Annotated in this window: 19 protein-coding genes; 6 read left to right on the forward strand and 13 right to left on the reverse strand. The window is 54.1% G+C overall.

Annotated elements, in window-relative coordinates; genetic code table 11:
• Positions 1 to 4 precede the first annotated feature (4 nt).
• From urtB to Q1L85_RS03930, 9 genes are all read right to left on the reverse strand, one after another.
• Positions 5 to 1,627, reverse strand: coding sequence for an urea ABC transporter permease subunit UrtB (urtB, locus tag Q1L85_RS03890; protein WP_300426699.1), 1,623 nt, complete (start codon positions 1,625 to 1,627; stop codon positions 5 to 7).
• A gap of 73 nt (positions 1,628 to 1,700) precedes the next feature.
• Positions 1,701 to 2,963 carry an urea ABC transporter substrate-binding protein gene (gene urtA, locus Q1L85_RS03895; protein ID WP_300426709.1) on the reverse strand — a complete coding sequence of 421 codons (1,263 nt, stop codon included), beginning with the start codon at positions 2,961 to 2,963 and terminating at the stop codon, positions 1,701 to 1,703.
• A 264-nt stretch (positions 2,964 to 3,227) separates the two neighbouring features.
• Positions 3,228 to 3,947, reverse strand: coding sequence for a GntR family transcriptional regulator (locus Q1L85_RS03900; RefSeq protein ID WP_300426701.1), 720 nt, complete (start codon positions 3,945 to 3,947; stop codon positions 3,228 to 3,230).
• A gap of 6 nt (positions 3,948 to 3,953) precedes the next feature.
• The gene (atzF, locus tag Q1L85_RS03905; RefSeq protein WP_300426702.1) at positions 3,954 to 5,774 is read right to left on the reverse strand and encodes an allophanate hydrolase; all 1,821 of its coding nucleotides are present in this window, start codon (positions 5,772 to 5,774) and stop codon (positions 3,954 to 3,956) included.
• Between the two features lie 193 nt (positions 5,775 to 5,967).
• Positions 5,968 to 6,549, reverse strand: a complete 582-nt coding sequence (locus tag Q1L85_RS03910) for a GNAT family N-acetyltransferase (protein WP_300426703.1) — start codon at positions 6,547 to 6,549, stop codon at positions 5,968 to 5,970.
• Positions 6,550 to 6,664: 115 nt separating this feature from the next.
• Positions 6,665 to 9,418 (reverse strand): peroxidase family protein, encoded by a 2,754-nt coding sequence (locus Q1L85_RS03915; protein ID WP_300426704.1) that lies wholly within the window; start codon positions 9,416 to 9,418, stop codon positions 6,665 to 6,667.
• Between the two features lie 319 nt (positions 9,419 to 9,737).
• Positions 9,738 to 10,229, reverse strand: a complete 492-nt coding sequence (locus tag Q1L85_RS03920) for a hypothetical protein (protein WP_300426705.1) — start codon at positions 10,227 to 10,229, stop codon at positions 9,738 to 9,740.
• Positions 10,230 to 10,322: 93 nt separating this feature from the next.
• Positions 10,323 to 12,104, reverse strand: coding sequence for a GspE/PulE family protein (locus Q1L85_RS03925; RefSeq protein ID WP_300426707.1), 1,782 nt, complete (start codon positions 12,102 to 12,104; stop codon positions 10,323 to 10,325).
• 4 nt (positions 12,105 to 12,108) lie between these two features.
• Positions 12,109 to 13,110, reverse strand: coding sequence for a CYTH domain-containing protein (locus tag Q1L85_RS03930; RefSeq protein WP_300432321.1), 1,002 nt, complete (start codon positions 13,108 to 13,110; stop codon positions 12,109 to 12,111).
• A gap of 56 nt (positions 13,111 to 13,166) precedes the next feature.
• Here Q1L85_RS03930 and argE point away from each other — a divergent pair, with 56 nt between their 5' ends.
• Both argE and Q1L85_RS03940 read left to right on the forward strand, forming a co-directional pair.
• Entirely contained in the window at positions 13,167 to 14,327 is a 1,161-nt protein-coding gene (argE, locus tag Q1L85_RS03935) for an acetylornithine deacetylase (protein WP_300428250.1), read from the forward strand.
• Between the two features lie 3 nt (positions 14,328 to 14,330).
• Entirely contained in the window at positions 14,331 to 15,227 is an 897-nt protein-coding gene (locus Q1L85_RS03940; protein WP_300428249.1) for a LysR family transcriptional regulator, read from the forward strand.
• On the opposite strand, the gene Q1L85_RS03945 is transcribed toward Q1L85_RS03940, so the two are convergent.
• From Q1L85_RS03945 to Q1L85_RS03955, 3 genes are all read right to left on the reverse strand, one after another.
• Positions 15,207 to 16,334 (reverse strand): NADH:flavin oxidoreductase/NADH oxidase, encoded by a 1,128-nt coding sequence (locus Q1L85_RS03945; protein ID WP_300428248.1) that lies wholly within the window; start codon positions 16,332 to 16,334, stop codon positions 15,207 to 15,209. The two genes, Q1L85_RS03940 and Q1L85_RS03945, sit on opposite strands and share 21 nt — an antisense overlap.
• Entirely contained in the window at positions 16,331 to 16,852 is a 522-nt protein-coding gene (locus Q1L85_RS03950; protein WP_300428247.1) for an SRPBCC domain-containing protein, read from the reverse strand. The genes Q1L85_RS03945 and Q1L85_RS03950 overlap by 4 nt, the downstream gene beginning before the upstream one ends.
• A 94-nt stretch (positions 16,853 to 16,946) precedes the next feature.
• Positions 16,947 to 17,366, reverse strand: a complete 420-nt coding sequence (locus Q1L85_RS03955) for a globin family protein (protein WP_300428246.1) — start codon at positions 17,364 to 17,366, stop codon at positions 16,947 to 16,949.
• Positions 17,367 to 17,646: 280 nt separating this feature from the next.
• Between Q1L85_RS03955 and argA the strand changes: the two genes are divergently transcribed.
• Positions 17,647 to 18,948 carry an amino-acid N-acetyltransferase gene (gene argA, locus Q1L85_RS03960; RefSeq protein WP_300428245.1) on the forward strand — a complete coding sequence of 434 codons (1,302 nt, stop codon included), beginning with the start codon at positions 17,647 to 17,649 and terminating at the stop codon, positions 18,946 to 18,948.
• A gap of 6 nt (positions 18,949 to 18,954) precedes the next feature.
• Positions 18,955 to 19,710: a spermidine synthase gene (locus Q1L85_RS03965; protein ID WP_300428244.1), complete on the forward strand. Its 756-nt coding sequence runs from the start codon at positions 18,955 to 18,957 to the stop codon at positions 19,708 to 19,710.
• Position 19,711: 1 nt separating this feature from the next.
• Here Q1L85_RS03965 and Q1L85_RS03970 read toward each other — a convergent pair whose 3' ends face one another.
• Complete coding sequence (locus Q1L85_RS03970; protein WP_300428243.1) at positions 19,712 to 20,434, reverse strand: outer membrane beta-barrel protein; 723 nt, start codon at positions 20,432 to 20,434, stop codon at positions 19,712 to 19,714.
• 139 nt (positions 20,435 to 20,573) lie between these two features.
• Between Q1L85_RS03970 and Q1L85_RS03975 the strand changes: the two genes are divergently transcribed.
• Both Q1L85_RS03975 and Q1L85_RS03980 read left to right on the forward strand, forming a co-directional pair.
• Positions 20,574 to 21,437: a bile acid:sodium symporter family protein gene (locus Q1L85_RS03975; RefSeq protein WP_300428242.1), complete on the forward strand. Its 864-nt coding sequence runs from the start codon at positions 20,574 to 20,576 to the stop codon at positions 21,435 to 21,437.
• A gap of 125 nt (positions 21,438 to 21,562) precedes the next feature.
• Entirely contained in the window at positions 21,563 to 22,078 is a 516-nt protein-coding gene (locus Q1L85_RS03980; RefSeq protein ID WP_300432326.1) for a thioesterase family protein, read from the forward strand.
• The last annotated feature ends 40 nt before the right edge of the window (positions 22,079 to 22,118 follow it).

Consider the following 22,118-nt stretch of genomic DNA (forward strand, 5'->3'; position numbering starts at 1 on the left):
CTCCTTAACCCATATCCGCCGCACGCCCCTTGAGCGCGAACAATCCACGCGGGCGCTTCTGAATAAACAGAATGATAAATACCAGAACCAGGATCTTAGCGACGACCGCGCCCGCCCAGGGTTCCAGCAGCTTATTCACAACCCCGAGTGACATGGCACCCACGAGCGTCCCCCACAGATTGCCGACACCACCGAAGACGACCACCATAAAGGAGTCAATGATGTAGGCCTGCCCCATGTTTGGCCCCACATTAGTGAGCTGAGACAGGGCAACACCTGCGATGCCCGCAATGCCCGACCCGAGACCAAAGGTCAGCGCATCGACCCAACCCGTTCTGATACCCATCGAGCTGGCCATCGGACGGTTCATGGTGACGGCCCGCATCTGCAGACCAAAAAGCGTGCGCTTCAGAACCAGAGCCAGCAAAGCAAGTACGACCAGACTGAAGATAATGATGTAAAGGCGGTTGTACGTAAGCTCGAGAGCAGGGTTAATCATAAAGGTGCCTGCCATCCAGTCGGGCGTTGCCACTTCACGGTTAAGCGGGCTGAAAATAGAACGTACTGCCTGCTGCAGCACCAGACTGATACCAAACGTGGCCAGCAGAGTCTCTAACGGGCGTCCGTAGAGGTGACGGATCACACCGCGTTCAATCGCAACCCCCACCAGTCCACTGACCAGAAATGCTGCGGGAATAGCGACGGCCAGAGACAGGCCGATATGATCAGGCATCAGCTGCTGAACCACATAAGTGGTGTAAGCACCCAGCATAATCATTTCGCCGTGAGCCATATTGATCACACCCATCACCCCGAAGGTAATGGCCAGACCAATCGCCGCCAGTAACAGTACCGCGCCGAGAGCCAGACCGAAATAGAGGTTTTCGATGACGGCGTTAACGCGCAACAGGTCTTCAATTTTTTCCAGTGCGTCGGTCGCGGCTTTTACTTCAGATGCTCGTCCGTCAGACTCTGCCGCACGCACAAAGTTAGCCAATGCTCCCCGCACGTCGGGATACAGAGACCCCGCCAGTGCATCAATCCCGGCAAGACGGGTAGCGCTGTCACCAGATTCCAGGGATTTAATGCCTTGCACCAGCGACAGGATATCTTTTACTTCTGAATTTTTTTCTTCAGCCATCGCCCGGCTGAGGGTAACGCTGTCAATGTCGTCTGCAGATTTCAACAGATTAACGGCCGCCTGCTTGCGTACTGACGCGACCGGAGAAAAAATCTGAAGCCTGGCGATACCGGAACGAAGAATCGTACGTAATGAATTATTTACGCTGATTTTTTTAATATCGCGGCTACTCGCAATCTCAATCACTTCGCCATTAAAAAACGACGTTATCTTATCTTCGCCTTTGATGACGACAACACGATCGTCTTTGCGGTAGTACAGGTCACCATTCACCATGACCTGCGAAAATTCGAGGGTTTTAGGGTCGTTAATTTCGACCAGCGCTTCTGTCAGCGCTTTTTTTTCACGAAAGCCGGCATCGATCAGCTGTTGCGCAAGGGCGTGCAGCTCTGTATCGGGTTTCATGGAATCTGCTGCGGCATGGGCGTTAACTGCACAACACAGAACGGCCAGATACAGCATTACCTGTCGGAATACTGAAAGCATTATGACATCCGGAATAGAAAAGTATCAGGGCACGAAAAAGGCGGAAGGAGAAGCCTTCCGCCTCAGGACGTGATTACTCGCCAGTCGCTACTGCACCGCCACAGGACTTAGTCACTGTGTTGTAGTTGCCGCAGTTAACCGGAGCCGTCCAGTCAGAGATCAGGTTCTTGCTTTCTGGCAGATAGTCGGTCCATGCATCACCCGGAACTTCCTCATCGGTCGCCCAGACGATTTCAAACTGACCGTCTTCCTGAATTTCACCAATCAGCACTGGCTTAGACAGGTGATGGTTTACGTTCATGACCGCAGTACCACCTGTCAGGTTAGGTACTTCGATGCCGTACATAGCGGTACGTACTTTATCGACCTCTTCAGAGCCTGCTTTTTCAACCGCTTTTGCCCACATATTGAAGCCAATATAAGTCGCTTCCATCGGGTCATTGGTCACACGCTTCTCACTGCCAATGTACTTGTGCCATTGCTCGATAAACTCTTCATTCTGATCGCTTTCAGCGCTCTGGAAGTAGTTCCACGCCGCCAGGTGACCAACGAGAGGCGCAGTATCAAAACCAGACAGTTCTTCTTCACCTACAGAGAAGGCAACCACAGGGATGTCTTCAGACTTCACCCCCTGGTTTGCGAGTTCTTTGTAGAAAGGAACGTTCGCATCACCGTTAATGGTAGAAACAACCGCAGTTTTCTTACCCGCGCTGCCGAATTTTTTCACATCAGATACGATCGTCTGCCAGTCGCTGTGACCGAAAGGCGTGTAATTGATCATGATGTCTTTGGCATCAACACCTTTAGACTTGAGGTAGCTTTCCAGAATTTTGTTGGTAGTACGTGGATACACGTAGTCAGTACCAGCCAGAACAAAGCGCTCTACACCGAGATCGTTGATCAGGTAATCCACCGCAGGAATGGCCTGCTGGTTAGGCGCTGCACCTGTGTAGAACACATTGTAAGAAGACTCTTCGCCTTCGTACTGTACCGGGTAGAACAGCAGGCCGTTCAGCTCTTCAACCACCGGGAGTACAGACTTACGGGAAACAGATGTCCAGCAGCCGAAAATCACATCAACGTCTTCTTTTTCCAGAAGCTCACGGGTTTTTTCGGCGAACAGAGGCCAGTTTGACGCAGGATCAACAACAACCGCTTCCAGTTTCTTACCCAGCAGGCCGCCTTTCTTGTTCTGCTCTTCTACCATCATCAGCACGGTATCTTTCAGAGTGGTCTCAGAAATCGCCATCGTGCCGGAAAGGGAGTGCAGAACACCAACCTTGATGGTGTCATCAGCGGCATGTGCCAGGCTTACACCTGCTGCCAGTGCAGTCATACCGATAAATTTAGTTACTTTCCCAAGTGCGTTGAGGTCTGTCTTTTTCATCATTATTTCCTTTTATCTTCTTTTATGAAGTTCCGGATTTATATTGGCTCTCTGGCCAGGTATCGAACTCGCAGATAAGTGAGCAATTGGCATACCAGTTTTAAGCGCTATTTTCAGACCAAAAACCCGCTTTTCCGGCCATAAGAAAGCCAATCCCTGCATTTTTGAAGAGATAGAAAAAGGTGTGCACCACAATGGTTCAGATGGATTTAATTACGTCACTTTTGGGGGCATATCCATATTTTTATCTTCCGCATAACGCTTTCTTGCTTCCTGAATTCTGTGCAGTGTGATTTCCCTGACTGTGTTTTTACTGATTTCGATATGTTTCTTCAGATGATTAACGACTTTGTCCCGCCTTCCATGGCAGATATCGTCCAGTATTTCACTGTGTTCCTTGTACGTCGCTTCGATCCGACCTTTCTGAGTAAAGTCCAGACGACGAATAATCCTGAGGCGCTCACAGACGCTGCGATGGATCGCTGCCATTTCCTGATTTTGCCCGCACTCCAGCAGGCCAAAATGAAATTCTTCATCCAGGAAAGCAACCTCGCTGCTGTCATGGCTGCGCTGCTCTGGCCGGCAGCACCAGATTGTCATTAATCCGGCCAACCGACCCTCTCTGTCTTTGTCTTCACACAAACGCCTGACGGCTTCGGCTTCCAGTAAAATCCGTACGTCGTACAGATCTTCAAAATATTGAAAATCGAATGGCCTCACCTGCCAGCCACTGCGAAAGTGCACCTGCACATATCCATCACGCTCCAGGCGATACAGGGCTTCGCGCACGGGAGTCCGGGAAGCGGACATGCGTCGCGCAATTTCACTTTCGCTGAACCTGTCACCCGGCAACAGCTGAAAATCAAAAATATCGAGTTTAAGTTGCTGATATATCCGCTCGGCAATATTGGTCGTACGCGCTGCGGACGTCATATCAGCTCAGCCCTGCGCCTTAAGATGCTGAATATAAGCGCGCCAGCCGCCAAAGTGGCTGATATCTGTTGCGCTTGATACCGCCTCCGGCTCGCAGATAAACCCTTTCACCTTGCGACCATCCACCAGCTCAAGCGTACCAATACCCAAAGGCTGTGGTATTTCCTCAACAAATGCACCGAAGGCTGACACGTCCATCCGCCACAGCTCGACAATCAGCGAGTGTCCCACCGTTTCAGAAAGAGCGTCGTCGCTGAGTCTGACCAGACCAGGCTTAGGGGGAACCGTATTCGCCAGTGCATACAGTTGGTATTTTCTGGCCGTCAGTGTCTGCTCCAGCAGTACCGCGTGACGACTGGTCAGCTGATGGTTCAGGGGCATACCGGTCAGATGCGCGCCCACGACTGCAACCACCACCGAGGTGTCGCTTTTCCTGCCGAGCATGACCGGTGCCTCTGGCAATGCCAGATGAGCCTGCCAGTGCGCAGCAAACTGTGACAACGACAGATCGCTCCAGGCCGGTGCGATCACGGTAATGCCGAACGGCAGACCATCAGTGCGCATGTCTGCAGGCAACGCAATCGCTGCGAGATCTGCGAGATTCACAAAATTGGTGTAGGTCCCAAGCTGGCTGTTGACCTCTACCGGCGCAGCGTCGACCTCGGCTGTTAATGGAAAACGCGGTGTCGTCGGCACCAGAAACGCGTCCACCGTGCTGAACATGGCATGAATTTCTGACTGCAGAGCCTTGCGTCGGTACTCAGCCTTAAACGCCGACACCGCCGTGGGCTCAGCGCCTGAATGAATAATCGCTTTCACCACAGGGTTAATGCCCGGGTGATCCTGCTGGAGAAATTCACCGACAGCGGCGTAGCGCTCTGAAACCCAGGGGCCCTGATACAGAAGTTCGGCCAGTTCGGTCATCGGTGAGAAGTCGATCTGCTTTACCTGAAACCCCGCATCCTCTGCGCGCTCACACGCTTTCTGAAACGCAGATTCCTGCACCTCATCACCGAACCAGGAAGGCGCAGCAGGAATGCCGAGAGTGCGGATTCTTTTATTCGGAACCATAGTACGACTGCGGGAATATGCATCCGCAGGATCAGGCTGTGCACACACCTGCAGAACCACATCAGCGTCTGCAGCATTCAGTGCAAAAACAGAAACGCAATCCAGACTGCGACAGGCTGGCACAACGCCAGTGGTGCTGATCGCGCCCACCGATGCCTTCATACCGACGATATGATTGAAACCGGCCGGCACCCGGCCTGATCCGGCGGTGTCGGTCCCCAGAGAAAAAGCCACCTGCCCCATAGCCACTGCCGTGGCTGACCCAGAGCTGGAGCCCCCGGAAATGTAGTCAGCATTAAACGCATTAGCGACAGCACCATACGGGGAACGGGTTCCTACCAGGCCTGTCGCAAACTGATCGAGATTTGTTTTCCCCAGTACGATGGCGCCGGCCTCTCGCAGAAGGCGTACGGCAGTGGCATCACTATCGGGCTGATAACTGTATTCAGGGCAGGCAGCGGTGGTCGCCATCCCCCGCACATCAATATTGTCTTTTACCGCAAAGGGAACACCGTACAGAGGCAGCTCCGTGCCCTCCTGCTTCAGCTCAGACAGCCGTGTAAGCTGATCACGCAGAGCAACGTCACTGACAAGTGAAATCCAGGCACTGCCATGGCGGAGTACGCCGTCGCTGAATTCATCAAGCTCTATCTGCCGGCGCAGCTGTTCGAGCAATTGCTCAGGGCTAGCCCCGTTTCGATAGGCGCGCGACCAGTCTCTGATGTTCCATCCAATCGTGTCTGTGTCTGCTGTCATAACCCGTCGCCAATGAATTCAACCTTGTATACAAGTTAGTAAGCGACAGGTATGCCAGTTCTGAACAGGATGGCTGAATTACCGGTAAGCCATTGTTAATGATGAAATTTTTACAAAGAGAAAGATGTAACAAGGGATACCATCGCGTGAAGCACCGCACCAGTTACAAGCATGGAAGCACCATTACGCACAGTCACAGTGCCTTCAGGTAGAACTGCATCTTCTTTGTGCTTTCTGCCGACTCACCGATATCAAGCCACGCAAACCCGGCCTGACACTCAACCATCGGGGCATAGCCAAAGTTCTGCCAGACACCGTCGAGCGGGGTGTACCCCTCAGGGCGCATCGGATGATCATCGGGACGAACTACCGCACAGAACACCGAGTACGATGCGCCCGTCTTCAGAGCGTGACCTTCCCGTTGTTTGAAAAATTCGCGATAGACGCCACGACCACGATAGGCAGGCAACAGAACGGACTCCGCGCAATAGAAGTATTGTCCGACGTCCTTCTGCTGTTGCTCAAATGGCTGCCGGAAGGCCTCAACCTCGGCAGCCAGAGGAAGGCCCGTCGACGCTCCCACCAGACGTTCCTTATCCCAGGCCAGCACGGCGATACTGTCAGCACAATCGAGATAGGTCTGAAGGTAGTTCTTTTCGTAGTCCGCAGATCCATCATAAAGATACGGAAAATCACGGAATACTCTGATCCTGAGGTCAGCCAGATCATCCAGCACCGACAGAATTTCTGTTCCGTTTAAAACGGTTATATCCACGAATATTCTCCCTGATTTCCGTGATTATCCAATAAAACACATCGGCAGCAAAAAGACATAAAAAAGCCGGGGACATGCCCCGGCTTTTACTATTCAGAAATTTCAGTTCTGAATATTAACGGTCTTCGTAACGCTGGTGTTTGAAGAACACACCGGAATCACCGAATACCGAGGTAGTGAACTCAGAGTTCATTACCAGCTCACCGATCTTAACGGCGTCAGCGCGACGCTCGTTCTGCAGACGCTGCTGCTTAGACGCCCAGATAGAAGACTTGATCTCCATATCGGTCGCGTACACGTCATACAGTTTAGTGCCTGCAGGCAGGCTCAGCAGGTCGTCACGGAAGTCATGTTCGCCTTCGGCAAACATACCTGAGACTTCAGCACTTGGTACGAAGTACACCTGAGTCGGAGACACAGGGTTAGCTTCTGTAGTACCGTCAGACTGAGTTTCGGACATCGCGTTGGCAACTACGAGGGTTGGCTTGCTGGTAACGAATGAGAACAGCAGGCTGGAACCCAGAGTATCGTTGCTTTCGAGGCTGACATAGTTAGACAGCTCGTTCGCAAAGATGTCGTAGTTATCTTCCTGGCCAGACAGTGTGTAAAGCGCAGAAATGTTTTCTGAAGGCTTACCGTCGATCAGAGTTTTCCAGGCGAAACCAGGCGCGAAACCCCGGTCAGCAGGATCACCAGTCACAGACAGACGCAGCAGACCACACTCATTACCTTCGAAGACACCTGTGTATGGGTGGCTGCCGGTAGAGTTAAAGCTGACTTTGGCCATTGCACCGTGAGGGTGAATCGGCTTGGAGTGACCCGCAGGGGCTACGTCACCAACGTACTTCACTTTGTCAGAAATTACGCTGCTGATCAGACCACCGATATCGACTTCAGGAATCGCTGGAAGCTCACCGGCTTCGTATTCAGTACGCTTAACACCGTTGGTCCACAGCAGAGACTGCTTGTCACAGGCTGCCCAGTTATCGTAGTCAGCCGGGATGTTCAGACCCCATGGTTTGAAGGCGTTATCCACACCCGCCAGAGACAGCTCAAGGCTTGGGAAGTGACGCTTGAGGATGTCGACCATAGTGGTGTTTTCAACCCAGTCGTAACCTTCTGGCGTGTACACTTCCGGCGTGTAGTATTCAGTGAAGAAACGGTCAGTAATGATGCGACGTGATGCGTTCATGATGAAGATCTGGAATGCAGTCTCACCAAAGCCGAAGCCTTCCGGACGAACGGTTTCAGCCAGCTGACCAACCAGAGCATCAATCTTCTCAACATCGTTGTCGTACAGACGACGCATTTCTGCAACCAGCTCAGCATCATCAGTCAGATCAGTGAAGTCATTGATCGGGTTCAGACCAATCTGGCGACGGAACTCGTTATAACGCGGCACACCACGCTCACGGTCACGTACAACATCGATGGTTGCCATATCCAGCAGACCACGGCCCGGTACCCACAGGTTACGCATAAACTCTGGGTAGTTGCGCAGAGTCAGAGCACCCGGGTTAGTCACACCGAAGGAGTACCACAGGCGATCAGCGCCCTGATCATCCAGAATGTCTTCAGCATTCGCATCACGGGTATCGGTCAGAGGAATAGACTCAGCCACCACGTTCGAGCCCACGTCATACACGTCAACCGTGTCACGCAGCAGTGGGTGCATACGGTATACCGCCACAAACTCTTCAGTCAGAGTGAAAGGAACACCCGCGTTATCTGAGTTACGCGCACCTGCCAGACCAGTCAGAGCCCACTCAAGCGCAGCGCCGCTGTCCAGAGCTTCTTCCATTTTAGGATCAAAGCCCAGGATGGTACGTACCCAGGAATCAGATTTCGCAAGATCTTCTGCCAGCTTATCGAATTCGCCAGCGTACTTGTCACGCGCTTCCTGATTACCTGCCAGACCCCACCAGTTCGCGTACATCGCACGCTCAGTCACTGGGTTAGCGATAATGGCTGGCGTCCACTCCACAGTGTGGATTTTCGCCATCAGGGCCGCGTTGATCAGACGTGCTTTATCGAACAGCCACTGATCGTCTTTGTCTGGGTAGTTAGCCGCCAGCATGTTCGCGATGGTGTTGTGTTCGTTCACAAACAGCTGATGCAGCATGCTCAGACCGAGCCACCAGTTGTCGTTAAAACCAGTCTGTGGCAGACCAGAGAAAAACTCGCGTGGCAGTGAGCCATCGGAGTTTACCGTCAGGCGACCGCCCTGGAACTCACGCAGTGAGTTCGTGGTTTCAATGTTGCTGCCGTAAATCTGGGAACCATCCCACCAGTGAGTGTTTTCGTTCAGATATGCGTCCGGCAGACCTGCTTCATCTTCCGCAGCAATACGGGTCGGATCAGGCAGGGTACGACGGATTGAGATAGTCCCGGTACCACGGGCATCGCCTTCTGGCAGCTCAACTTCGATGTAGTCATCAGTTGAACCATCGCCATGGCTGAACCAGTCGTGGGTCATAAACTGAATCCATGCAGCAGCGGCGAAGTTCAGAGTGGTTGCAGGCTTGAACTCGTCACGTGCCATCAGTGAGTTACTGATATCGCGTGGATTCGGGGAAAGTAAGGTGTCAGTTTCACCGTGTGCAGCATCGAGTGCTACGTTACGGCCAAAGCGGCGGTTTACAGAACCTTCCGCAGGGTTTTCCAGAATGTTACAGGTACCGTCTTCAAGACGGGCTGTCAGACTGCGTTCGTCACATTCGATATCTGCGTTGTATTCGTCCCAACGTTCAAAATCAAACAGGTTGTTTTTAAACAGTTCGTTACGTTCAACAGCAAGCGTCAGCAGACCGGCGGTGATTCCCAGTGTTCCGAATTTCACCAGGCCGGGCCAGGTTACCCAGATACTCATAGTGTCTCCTTCATTTTTGTTGTTTTAAGTCTTTCCAGACCGCTAAGGAGTGAAACATATGTCTATTACAAAAAAGATGTCATTTCGGGAAAGGAGTGACAAACCCGGCCCGATCCTGCCAATTGGTATAGACCAAATACGACACACGGTAAATTTTCACAGATCCTGGACTAACAGAAGAATGGGGCACACTGCGACACAGAGCGAAAAAGTCGCCAAAAATGGCGGAATTAATTGATTTTAATCAGATTAAAAAGAAGGAATGTCCCGAATTGCCACAAGGTGGGAAAATGCCAGAAAATTTTCCTGGCACGACAATTCAGGCGGTAATAACACGCAGGAAAGTCTCCTGTAAGACCCGTACGTCATTGGCCGCACGGTGGCGACTGAGGCTGAACTCCTGCCACAGATCTTTTTTCGTGCCTTGCCAGTTTTCCATCTGGTCTGGGGTCAGCAGTTTATTGATGGTCTCAATACGAAAGCGCTGAACCAGCTCCGCTTCTTCAAACAGGCGACCGATCCAGGAACTGTCAAAGCTCCAGGCGTCGGAATAGAGAGTTTTGCCACGTAACTCCTCGTTGAGAAACAAGGCAACGTCGCGCACGCTCAGACCCTCTTCACGCAACTGATCACGGGAAATGCCGTGGATGGCTTCAGCCTCATCACTCCAGTGAGTCCAGCTATCGGCGGGCAGGATCAGACAGCTCTTAACCTCACGGTCTTCAAGCGCGAATCCTATTTCAATCGGATAGCTGCCGCGGCCAAACCCCGAGGCTTCTACGTCGATAATGGCCGGAACTACTCTACTCACAGGTACAACTTCTCTTTTTAAAGGCGGCGACTCTTGTGAAGTCTGACCGCAGACTGACTGACCAGCGGGGTCAAGGCCCGCCATTCTGGCAAGTCAGGAATGATTATTCAATTTTGTTGCCGGAGCGACGCGCATAACTTCTGCAATGGTTGTCATTCCAGCAGCGACTTTATGCGCACCGCTGAGACGCAGACTGTGCATCCCTTCTTTCATCGCCGCCTGCCTGAGCTTCTGATGATCTGTGTTTTCTGTAATCAGTACATCAACGGTTTCTGACATGGGCATTACTTCATAAATGCCCATACGTCCAAGATAGCCAGTGCCCCGACACTCGAGGCAACCCTTGGGGCCGTAGATATGTGCAGGCGTTTTTACCAGCCAGGGCGCCGTCAGCTGCTTCCAGGCTTTTTCATCCACCGGTTGCTGTGTCTTGCAGTGAGGACAGAGCGTACGCACCAGACGCTGCGCCATGACGCCGATCACACTGGAGCGAATCAGGTACGCAGGCAAGCCCAGCTCCAGTAAACGGGTAAACGCCGACGGCGCATCATTGGTATGCAGTGTAGACAATACCAGGTGCCCCGTCAGTGCAGCCTGCACCGCAATCTCTGCAGTCTCCAGATCACGCACCTCACCCACCATAATGATATCCGGATCCTGACGCAGCAGGGCCCGGACACCCGTCGCAAACGACAGATCAATCGCCGGATTTACCTGCATCTGGTTAAACGCAGGCTCGACCATTTCAATCGGATCTTCGATGGTAGAAACATTCACTTCCGGTGTCGCCAGCTGGCGCAGGGTCGAATATAGCGTGGTGGTTTTACCTGACCCTGTCGGGCCCGTCACGAAAATAATGCCGTGGTTGTTACTGGTCATTTCTGCCCAGCGGCGACGGTCTTCTTTGGCAAATCCCATTTCAGAGAAACTGCGCATCAGCACCTGAGGGTCAAAGACCCGCATCACCATTTTCTCGCCAAACGCAGTGGGCAAGGTCGATAGTCGCAGTTCAACTTCATCGCCTTCGGGCGTTTTCGTTTTCAGGCGGCTGTCCTGAGGCTTACGCTTTTCTGCGATGTTCATCCGGCCAAGTGACTTTACCCGCGCAATTACGGCCATACCGACTTCAGCAGGCAATTCATAGACATTGTGCAGTACCCCATCAATGCGGAAGCGCACGTGGGTAATTTCGCGGCGGGGTTCAAGGTGAATATCACTGGCGCGCTGATCGAACGCGTATTGCAGCAGCCAGTCAACAATATTGACGATATGTTCGTCATTGGCGTCGGGGGCTTTGGCTTTGCCCAGCTCCAGCATGGATTCCAGATTCTGAACCGAGCTGATACCTGAGTGATCTTTACGGGCGCGGGACACCGAGTTGGCGAGCTGATAGAACTCAACGCGATAGCGGCGGATATCTTCCGGGCTACTGAGCACCCGGGTCACACGACGACGGGTGACATGTTCCAGATCGGACACCCAGGCAGTGACGTGTGGCTCGGAGCAGGCAACCGTGACCTCATCGACACCGACCTTTACGACCAGTATCTGATGGCGCTCTGAGAAGGCGTAGGACATAACATCGGTGACCGCCGACACATTGATTTCCAGCGGATCAATCGCATAGCTCTGCATGCCCTCGCGTTCGGCAAGCCAATCCACCAGCGCGTGCTCTGTCAGCACCTTACTGCCGGTCGCGCGTGAATCGCGATACCCCTGGCGGGCGAGAACGGTCAGAGCATGCAGGCCAGTCTCGTCGGCCTTACGGCGGATGGTCTGAGCCAGGTGGTGATCGTCATCGTTCAGCAGGCCGTCACGGCGAAGCTCTTCTACCAGTGTAGTGAGCGTTAACGTTCGTTCGGCGGTAGCCTGCATGCGCTTATTCCCTGATCAATGTAGTGAAGCCGTTCCCGCATTCAATCATATCCGCCAGAGTGCTGCGAGCCTCCCGGACCAGAGACTGCCAGTCTGCCGGAGAATCCTGCGAACTCTGACACATTTCATAGAGTAAGCGGGACAGTTCAGTCAGCGACTGTGCCGCGCTCAGCGTCTCATCTGGCACTCCGTCAGTCAGCTCCGGTAACAGCCGGGCCAGACACTCTGCCGGACGCCCGTTCAATACGCACCAGAGGGGGTAACCCGCCCGCCAGAGAGCATCAGCGGCGCCTCCTGCCGGATCAAACAGGCGGCTTTCGACCGCGCGCTGCAGCACCGTCAGACTGGAAGACAGAAACGCTGACCAGTCGCTGTCATCCACCTGAGGAGGTAACCATTGCCCGGCTTTACCCGCCTGACGGTAGCCGCGCTCTGCCTTGGAAATATCACTGAGCCAGAGTGGCGCCTGTTGCTGCATCTGAGACACCAGCTGCCAGAGATCTGCGGGGTCACCGCTCAGCAGCTCAAGCTCTGTTTCACACAAAGGCTGAGTCGTGCCCCCCGCAACGACCTCACCTTCATCGATCACGACTTCAATCCGGCTTGTGCCCTCTCCGGCTAACCAGCGCCGGCGACGGAAATGGGTACCAAAGACTTTTTCCAGTGTGCTCAGATCACTGTCCGATGGCAGACACTCTGCGACTTCCGGATCCTGCAACAAAGAGATATCCAGCTCGCCGGTTGCCAGGGGCCAGTTCCATTCACCACGGACATGCATTCCGGCCACCGAACGTCCCCGGGTTTTCAGTGTCTGCTCATAACCGCCCCCCGTTGCACGGACCCTCATCGCTGCGCGGTTGCGTTGCAACAGCAGGTCAGGAGTGTCGTAGTAATCATTCATCAGGCGCTTTTCACCAGAGGCAGTCAGGTGCTGGTCCAGCCAGTGCGCCAGGGGGACAGTATTTTCCGGTGTGAGCCGCAGTTTCAGTTCAATTTCTTTTGCCATCGCGCTATTGTCATTGCCATGCCGTCACCGGCACACATCCCGTCTTTGAGGTCATCATGCGTCTCCCCGGTACCATCGAAAAATTATCTGCTCTGATCAGCCGCAACAGCATCAGTTCTGTGCTGCCGGAATACGATCAGAGCAACGAAGCCGTTATTCATCTGCTGGCCAACTGGTGCCGGGATCTTGGGTTTGAAGTGGTTATTATGCCGGTCGAAGGCAATCCGGGTAAGTTCAATCTGCTTGCGACTCTGGGCACGGGGTCCGGCGGACTGGTACTCAGTGGCCACACAGATACTGTTCCCTGCAACCCGGAGCGCTGGCAGTCTGACCCCTTTACCCTGACCGAACGTGATGGTCGTTTCTACGGCCTTGGCACTTGTGACATGAAGGGCTTCTTCGCTTTAGTCCTCGACGCGGTAGAAGAATGTCTGCAACACGAGTTTCATCAGCCGTTGATTATTCTCGCCACCGCCGATGAGGAAAGCTCCATGTGCGGAGCCCGCGCTCTGACCCGTGATACCGGCCCACATGGCCGCTACGCCATTGTCGGTGAGCCTACCAGTCTGAAACCGATCCGGATGCATAAAGGCATTATGATGGAGAGCATCCGCCTGACCGGAAAGGCCGGACATTCATCCAACCCGGCGCTGGGCATCAGTGCCATGGACGCACTGCACGATGTCATGGGTGAACTCAAAAACCTGCGGCTGGATCTGGCGCAACGGTATGAAAATGCTCACTTTGCAGTGACAACACCTACGCTGAACCTGGGCTGCGTCCACGGGGGGGATAACCCCAACCGCATCTGCGCGACCTGTGAACTGGCCTTTGACCTGCGCGCTCTGCCCGGCATGAACAACGATGATCTGCGTAACGAAATCCGCCGCAGACTGACGCCCATTGCCGAGCAGAACCGCGTTGAACTGACCTACGAATCACTGTTTCCCGGGATAGACCCATTTGAAGAAGCCCGCACCAGTGAACTGGTGCAGATGGCAGAAAAACTGACAGGCCATACCAGCGATGCGGTGAACTACGCGACCGAGGCGCCTTTCCTGCAGAAGCTGGGGATGGAGACCATTATCCTCGGCCCCGGCAATATCGATCAGGCTCATCAACTGGACGAGTATCTGGCCTTGGATCAGATCACTCCCTGCGTTGATCTGATCCGCGACATGATCCGTCATTTCTGCCAGACACCAGCACAGAGTTGAGGCATGTCTTCCCTCCGGCATCTGGATCTTAACCTTCTGAAAGCGTTCGATGTGCTGATGGACGAACGCAGCGTCACCCGCGCAGCCGACCGCCTGGCCGTCAGTCAGCCTGCGGTCAGCGGCATGATGAACCGCCTGCGCGAAAACTTTAACGACCCCCTTTTTATCCGCGCCCGCCGGGGCATAGTGCCAACCCCCAGGGCGGAAGCGCTGGCGGGGTCCGTCAAGCGACTGCTGGCGGATGCCGAGGCGATGCTCAGCCCCGGGGAGTTTGACCCGGCTACCGCAGAAATGATTCTGACCGTCGCCGGCACCGATTATTCAATGCGTAATATTCTGGTGCCGCTTCTCAGTGTCCTGCGACAGGAAGCTCCGGGCATTCAGCTCAGGATGCTGCCTATCGACGACACACTGATAGAGACACAGCTCGAACGTGGGGATATTGATATCGCTCTGATGACAGAAGTCACTGCGCCTGCCAGTTGCCATGCCCGGGCGCTGTTTGCTGAGCACTATCTCTGTGCGATGCGGAAAGGGCACCCACTGGAGCAGGCCCTTCCTCTGTCGCTGGATGCCTTTTGCGCGGCGCCACAGGCGCTGATGTCTTACGTTGACGGCGCGCTGTCCGGGGATACCGACAACGCGCTTAAAAAACTCGGCAGATCCCGCCATGTCGCCGTATCCGTGCCCAACTTTCTGGTGCTCTGTGAGGTACTGCACCACAGTGATCTCATCGCTGTGGCGCCCTCCCGTATTTTCCGTAACTCCAGCGGCATCACAGTCTCTGCGCCACCGCTGGAGATTCCCGGCTTCACCAAGACCATGGTCTGGCACCCTCGCACTGCGCACGATCCGGCGCATGTCTGGATACGGGAACGGTTAGCCAACCTCTTCGGCTGACAGATCCGGCACCTCGTGGTACCGCTCCAGCCAGTGCGCATACGGAGCCGGCAAGACCCACTCAGGGCGCTCAACCCCCAGAGTCCGCGCTGCCTGCAGAGGCCAGAAAGGGTTCGCCAGATGAGCCCGGCCAATCATGGCCAGATCAATCTGCTCATCACGGATGCCCTTGTCGGCAAGTCGGGGAGCGCCCAGCCCCCAGGCAGTCGCGACAGGCATGCCTGTTTCCTGACGCACGCGCTCTGCAAGAGGCAACATAAAGCCGGCTCCCCAGGGAATCTCCGCCATCGGAGTATTGAATCCGAGGGTGACGCTGATGAAGTCTGCGCCGTGCTCTCTGAACTGCCTGATCAACCGGACAGACTCAAGGGTCGTGACATCATCATTGCCATCATATTCGGCAACGCCAAAACGAATGGTGAGAGGCAGATTCTCCGGCCATGCTTCTCTGACATCATCCAGAGTTTCCAGCAGAAAACGTCCGCGTCCAGCCTCGTCACCGCCGTAGGCATCTGTGCGTTGATTTGCATGCGGAGAAAAGAAGCTCTGAGCCAGGTAACCGTGGGCAAAATGTAATTCCAGCCACTCGAAACCCGCCTTAGCGGCTCGCCGGGCAGCATTGGCAAACGCCGTCCGCACATCCGCAATATCTTCGATGCTCAGAGCCTCAGGGACGCGTGGCAGTCCACCACCAAACGCAACCGCTGACGGCCCACGCGGCGTCCACGCTGAGGGGTCGGCCGGATCAATATGATCGTCGCCCTCCCAGGGACGGTGAGCACTGGCTTTGCGCCCCGCGTGAGCGATCTGAATACCGGGCACAGCTCCTGCATTTCTGATCTGACGGGCGACGCCAGCCAGCCCTTCGATATGGTCGTCACTCCACAGCCCCAGACAGGCGGGCGTAATCCGCCCCTCGGGCAATACGCCGGTTGCTTCGACAATCACCAGCCCCGCACCGCCGCGAGCCAGGCCCGCGTAATGCGACAGATGCCAGTCATTCACAAACCCGTCGGTCGCCATGTACTGGCACATCGGCGGCACCGCGATACGATTACGCAACTGCACGTCTTTTAAGCGGAATTCTGAAAACAGAGTATTTGTCATAGCGCTTCCCTCCCGGCTGCTGCAACAAGTCCATCCAGCCATGCCTGATGCGCATTCAGCATCGGATTCGGCTGCTCCGCCGCAAGCTGCTGTGCAGGCACGCCGTTCTGGGTCTCCTGAGTCAGTACCCTCACCCTGCCATGGGGAAGCGCCTCGACGATCCATGCATGGTGAACATCCAGACGCTGCTCCTCATCTCCCTCAACCCAACCGTGCCAGGCAATACGTCCGGGCTGGCCATCGCCCGGAGGCGTGAGCTCGGTTACTTCCCCCTCGACATCGAAGCCAAAGGTTACGAAACGGAAACGGGCACCCGCCGTCAGGGCAACACCCGCCTGTTCAGGCGCATCGTATATGAAAGGCTGCGAGGCATTGTGGTAGTAAGACGGCCAGAGCGAAGGCGTCGACAAGTGGCGCCATACCTCATCAAGATTCGCGTTGGCTGAGATCACTTCATTGGATACGAAGTTATCGGTCGTGCCGGGAAGGTAGCCTGCTGGCCAGATAATTGAATGCATAATGCCTCCTCATAAGCGTGTATGAGGAGGATGAGCTACGTCATGATATTAATCTAATCAGTAATCGGTATTATTTATATCAGCTAAAATTATATCAGGCAGGGTGTGCCGCGTTGGCTGCCGCCTGCATGGTGCCTGCCAGCAGACCATACACTTCTGCCCAGGCATTGCGCACATCCGGAGTAAAGTGATCGCCGAGGCCCTGCTCCAGGGTCCAGAGCAGCGCCTTGCCGACCGTTTCGTAATCTTTGTCCTTAACGCCGTAGTCTACGTGGCGCACGCCCAGTTCCTGCACGGCAGGTACAATTGCATCCAGGTTGTTCAGGCCATTCACGGCGATTCCGATCATTTTCATCAGCTTCGCCCCCTGCGCTTCCATATCCCCTTTGAACAGGCTTTTCAGGGCCGGGTCGAGCTCGAACAGTTTTTTATAAAATAACTCCGCCGCCAGTGGAGCAATCGGCTCTACCTTTTTAAAACTGTCCTGAACGGTTGCAATCGTTTGCTGTTCCATTGTTGTCTCCCTCATTATCATGGTTGGCGCATTTAAGTGGCATTTTCTATGCCACTTAATTATAGGGCAGCTCTGAACGGCATATATACCTGCCTCACCACCTTTCTTTTTTTCAGTTTGTGACATCTCAGTGCAGAGGCTCGTCAGAAGCCCCAGTATGGCGCAAGTCGCTCACAGACACGCCCTCAGACTCAGCCTCCGGACTATTCCATGTATTTTCCCTTCTGTCTGGCGGAACCTCATGATTAAATCGGCATAGTTAACACAAAGGACTCCCGCTTTGAACGACACCACCGCCTACGTGCAATGGTTCCGCCAGTCTTCACCCTATATCAACGCACACCGGGGAAAGACATTCGTCATCATGTTTGATGGTGATGCACTGATGCATCCGAATTTTGACACTGTGATTCAGGATATTGCGCTGCTGAACAGTCTCGGAGTCCGGCTCGTGTTGGTGCATGGCGCCCGTCCACAGATCGATGCCGTACTGGAACGCCTGGATATATCCAGTAACTTCCACAACGATCTGCGCATCACGGACAGCGAAGCACTGCGCGCAGTAAAAGCGGCGGTGGGTATGGTCAAAGCAGATATCGAATCGCGTCTGTCACTCGGTATCCCGGGCTCTCCTATGCATGGCTCACGGATTCGTGTCGTGAGTGGCAATTTCGTGACCGCCAAACCTCTCGGGGTCATCGATGGCGTTGATTTCCAGCACACGGGGGAAGTCCGCAGAGTCGAACATCAGGCGGTCAACAGTCTGCTCGACCAGCAGAACGTTGTTCTCTTATCCTGCTCTGGGTACTCACCGTCCGGAGAAATGTTCAACCTGGGCGTTGAGGATGTCGCTTACCACGCGGCCACCAGCCTGCGCGCCGACAAGCTGATTGCTTTCAATGCCGGCGAAGGACTGCTGGATGACAGTGGTGAGCCGATCAAAGAGCTGACCTGCCGTCAGCTGGAGCTGCATCTGCCAGAATTAAAAGGTAGTCAGCGCTGGCAGGCCGATATGGCAATGCGATGTGTGCGTCAGGGTGTCCCCCGCGTCCATCTCATCAGCTACGAAACCGACGGGGCACTGCTACAGGAACTCTTCACCCGTGAAGGTAAAGGTACGCTGGTCAGCCAGGATGCCTATGATCAGTTACGGGCCGCCAATATCGACGATGTTGCGGGCATTCTTGATCTGCTGCGCCCGCTGGAAGAGCAGGGCGTGCTGGTACGACGTTCGCGCGAACTACTGGAAAATGAAATTCATCGCTTTTTCGTGATTGAGCGCGATGGCCTGATTACCGCCTGCGCAGCGGTGTATCCCTATTCTGAAGATCAGGCAGAACTGGCCTGCGTGGCTGTTCATGGTGACTATCGGGGCAGCAACCGCGGACAACGCCTGCTTGAGCAGATAGAACAGGAAGCCCGCCGTCGCAATCTGAAACAACTGTTTGTGCTGACGACGCGGACCGCGCACTGGTTTGTAGAGCACGGTTTTAAAGCGGGCCAGGTGAGTGAGCTGCCGCAGGAAAAACAGAAGCTGTATAACTACCAGCGTAATTCCAAGGTATTTTTTAAAACCCTGTAACTGACCATGATGGATCTGAGCCACCTCGGCAAGGAAGTGCATCGTCGCTACGATGAGCTGGGTATTATTCAGGTATTTGACGATGGCAATAAACGCTATCTGAGTTTCGGGACGGCCGATGAGCAGAGCTGCCAGCTCCGCTCACGGCCGGATCAGCCTCAGCACGAATATACCCGCGCGATGTTCGCCATTATTACACTGCTCAATGAACCACAGCGGGCCGCAGTGCTCGGGGTCGGTGGCGGCGTACTGATCCGCGCATTATTCAGTTATTTTCATACTCTGCATATAGATGCCGTCGACCTTCGCCGCGCAGTCATTCTGATTGCCCAGCAACATTTCGGCTTACCGCGGGACCTCCGCATTCAGGCTGTCCACCTGCCCGCCACGGATTATCTTAAACAGGCATCTCCGGGTTCACTCAATGTGCTGTTCAGTGATCTGTACCTCGCGGAAGGGCTGGATAAGAGCCAGCTATGCAATGATTATCTGCAGCTCTGCGCAAGTGCTCTCGCGGACGACGGTTGGCTGGTATTGAATCTGTGGAAAGAACATCGCGAAGATGGCCGCATGTTGCCGCTGCTGCGCCATCACTTTGCAACCGTTCTGCATGCCACAACGATGGACGGCAACTGGATTGTCTGGGCGAATAAATCTCAGATCACGATGGATAAAAAAGAGATCAGGCAGCAAGCTAAGCGACTCAGTGCCTCTCTGGGCTTTAACCTCTGGCAGGCTGCCAGAGGTTTCTTCCGCCATTGATTCAGAAAGGATCGAAGCGGTAAAGCCAGGCGTAAGAAATACCGACGTAAGAAAAGTTGCCGATACTGTCATTGCCGTACTCAGGCACGTACGACACACCAATACGATGCTGGTCGGCAATCACAGTACCGACTTCCAGTGAATAGGCAAAATCAACGGAAGCACCCGTTTCATCGCCGACATTGTTCAGAGCCAGATCATTGTCTGTCCCTGATACAAGAATATTATAATAAGCCAGATTATTATTTATCTGGCTCGGCGTTAATGTCCTGTCTCCGAATTGCGCAGATGTAAAAGTGAAATCAAAGTCCGTCCGGATAACACCGAGACCGACGGCGGCAAAAATATCAATGGCACTGCTCAGCGGCAGGCGATACATCGCATTTACCCGGACACTCTGTCGGCTGAAGCTGTCACTGTAGCTACAGACCAGATCGTTACCTTCCGGATTGAGAAACGTCACTCTGCCCTCAATACACACGGCTTTCACCGTTTCTTCAGAATCAGGCGACACACCTGCTTCAAGTTCCAGTACCCAGTTACGGGTCAGGTTCAGTCCGAGACGCCCCTGATACATCAGGGTGGTGCGGTCTTCGGAGCGACCATCGGTCGACAAGACACCGTATTGGATACCCCCTCCGATATATTGCGAGGTATCTGCCAATGCCTGATAAGGTGCTGCCAGGAAAACTCCGAGCGATAGACTGGTAATTATTTTTTTCATACTGCAACCAGAAACGAGTGAGACAGACCACAAGATGTCGTGTATCCATGATCAGGTCAAGTACACCATCGCTTGCCTGTGACACCGACCTCGGGTAGCGTTCGCCAGCGATAATGATAAAAAGTTCAGGATATATCTCATGTTTGAAACTCTGGTGCGTACCGCACTCCCCATCGCCCTGATTCTGATCATGACCGGCGTCGGCATGGGCCTGACGACCGCAGACTTCCGGCGGGTAATTCAGCAACCGAAAGCCTTTTTCGTCGGTGCTGTCTGTCAGATGTTGCTGCTTCCTCTTATTGCGGTTGGAATTATTGCCCTCACAGGGCTTACCGGCCCGGTAGCGATTGGCCTGTTTATTCTGGCTCTCTGCCCGGGTGGCGCCACTTCCAACATGTACACCCTGCTGGCGCGGGGCGATGTCGGCCTATCCGTGTCTCTGACGGCAGTCATTGGATTTATTACCCCTTTCACCATTCCAATCCTCGGCGCCTGGGCGCTACAGCACTATGGTGTGGCCGGGCAGACGTTCGAATTACCGTTATTTGATACCTGGAAAACCCTGATTATCGTGACGGTCCTTCCGGTGATTATTGGCATGATCATCCGCCACTATGCGACAGGATTCGCTCAGAAGGCCGAGCCCTGGGTGTCACGTTTTTCCGTTATCGTGCTGGCTCTGGTGATTGCTTCAATATGCGTCAGCCTGGGTGCCCGATTGATCGAATTTGCCCTGCTCTCAGGTCCGGCAGCTCTGCTACTGAACCTGATTACCATGGCGTTGGGCTACGTGGCCGGTAATGCGCTGCTGCATCATGAAGATCAGGCGCGTACGATCAGTATTGAGGTCGGTCTGCAGAACGGTACTCTGGCACTGATGATTATCACCACGATTCTCCAGAGCCCAGAAATGGCTGTCGCCCCGAGCATCTACAGCCTGTTGATGTTTGTTACCGCTACGCTGTTCACTCTCTGGGTACGTAAGCGTCCACTTACCGCCTGAACAGACAATCCGCTCTGTTGCAGCCCTGCAACAGAGCCTCGTCACTGCTGCCAATGCGTACGGAGCACATTCGGGTACCATCGCGCCCCTGAATGTGAACCCACTAACCGGAAGCTTTGTTGTTTATGCTGTCCCAGATCATCACGTCCATCATCAAACGTAACGAACCGGCAACCATTGCTCCACTCGGCACCAGTGTTGTCTCAGGTCGGGTACTGCCACACCAGATAGACTACAACCTGCACATGAACAATGCTAAGTACCTGAACATACTTGAGCGTTCCCGCTGGGTACTGTTCCGGGAGAATGGCTGGTTCCGTCATTTCTTCAATAAGCGCCTGAACCTGGTGGTCGCATCACTGGAAATCACCTTTATCCGCGAGCTGAATCTTTTTTCAAAATACGAAGTGCATACCCGCATCATGAGCTGGGATGAAAAATATGTGTATTTTGAGCACCGCATCATGGTGAAGGGAAAACTCTGCGGCCACGCTCTGGTGAAGATGGCAGGCATCCGCAAAGGCAAGCGTGCTTTCTGTGCGGAAATCTGTGACACCGTTGGTATCGATTATCAGGATGCCACCGCCTATACAGTGATCGACCACTGGGCGGCGATGACACAGGCAAAACGCGATATCTGACATAAGAAAGTGGTGAGCATCTGCTCACCACTTTACTTCG

Origin of the sequence: uncultured Thalassolituus sp., assembly GCF_950066645.1 — a bacterium.
Taxonomy (GTDB): Bacteria; Pseudomonadota; Gammaproteobacteria; order Pseudomonadales; family Oceanobacteraceae; genus Thalassolituus.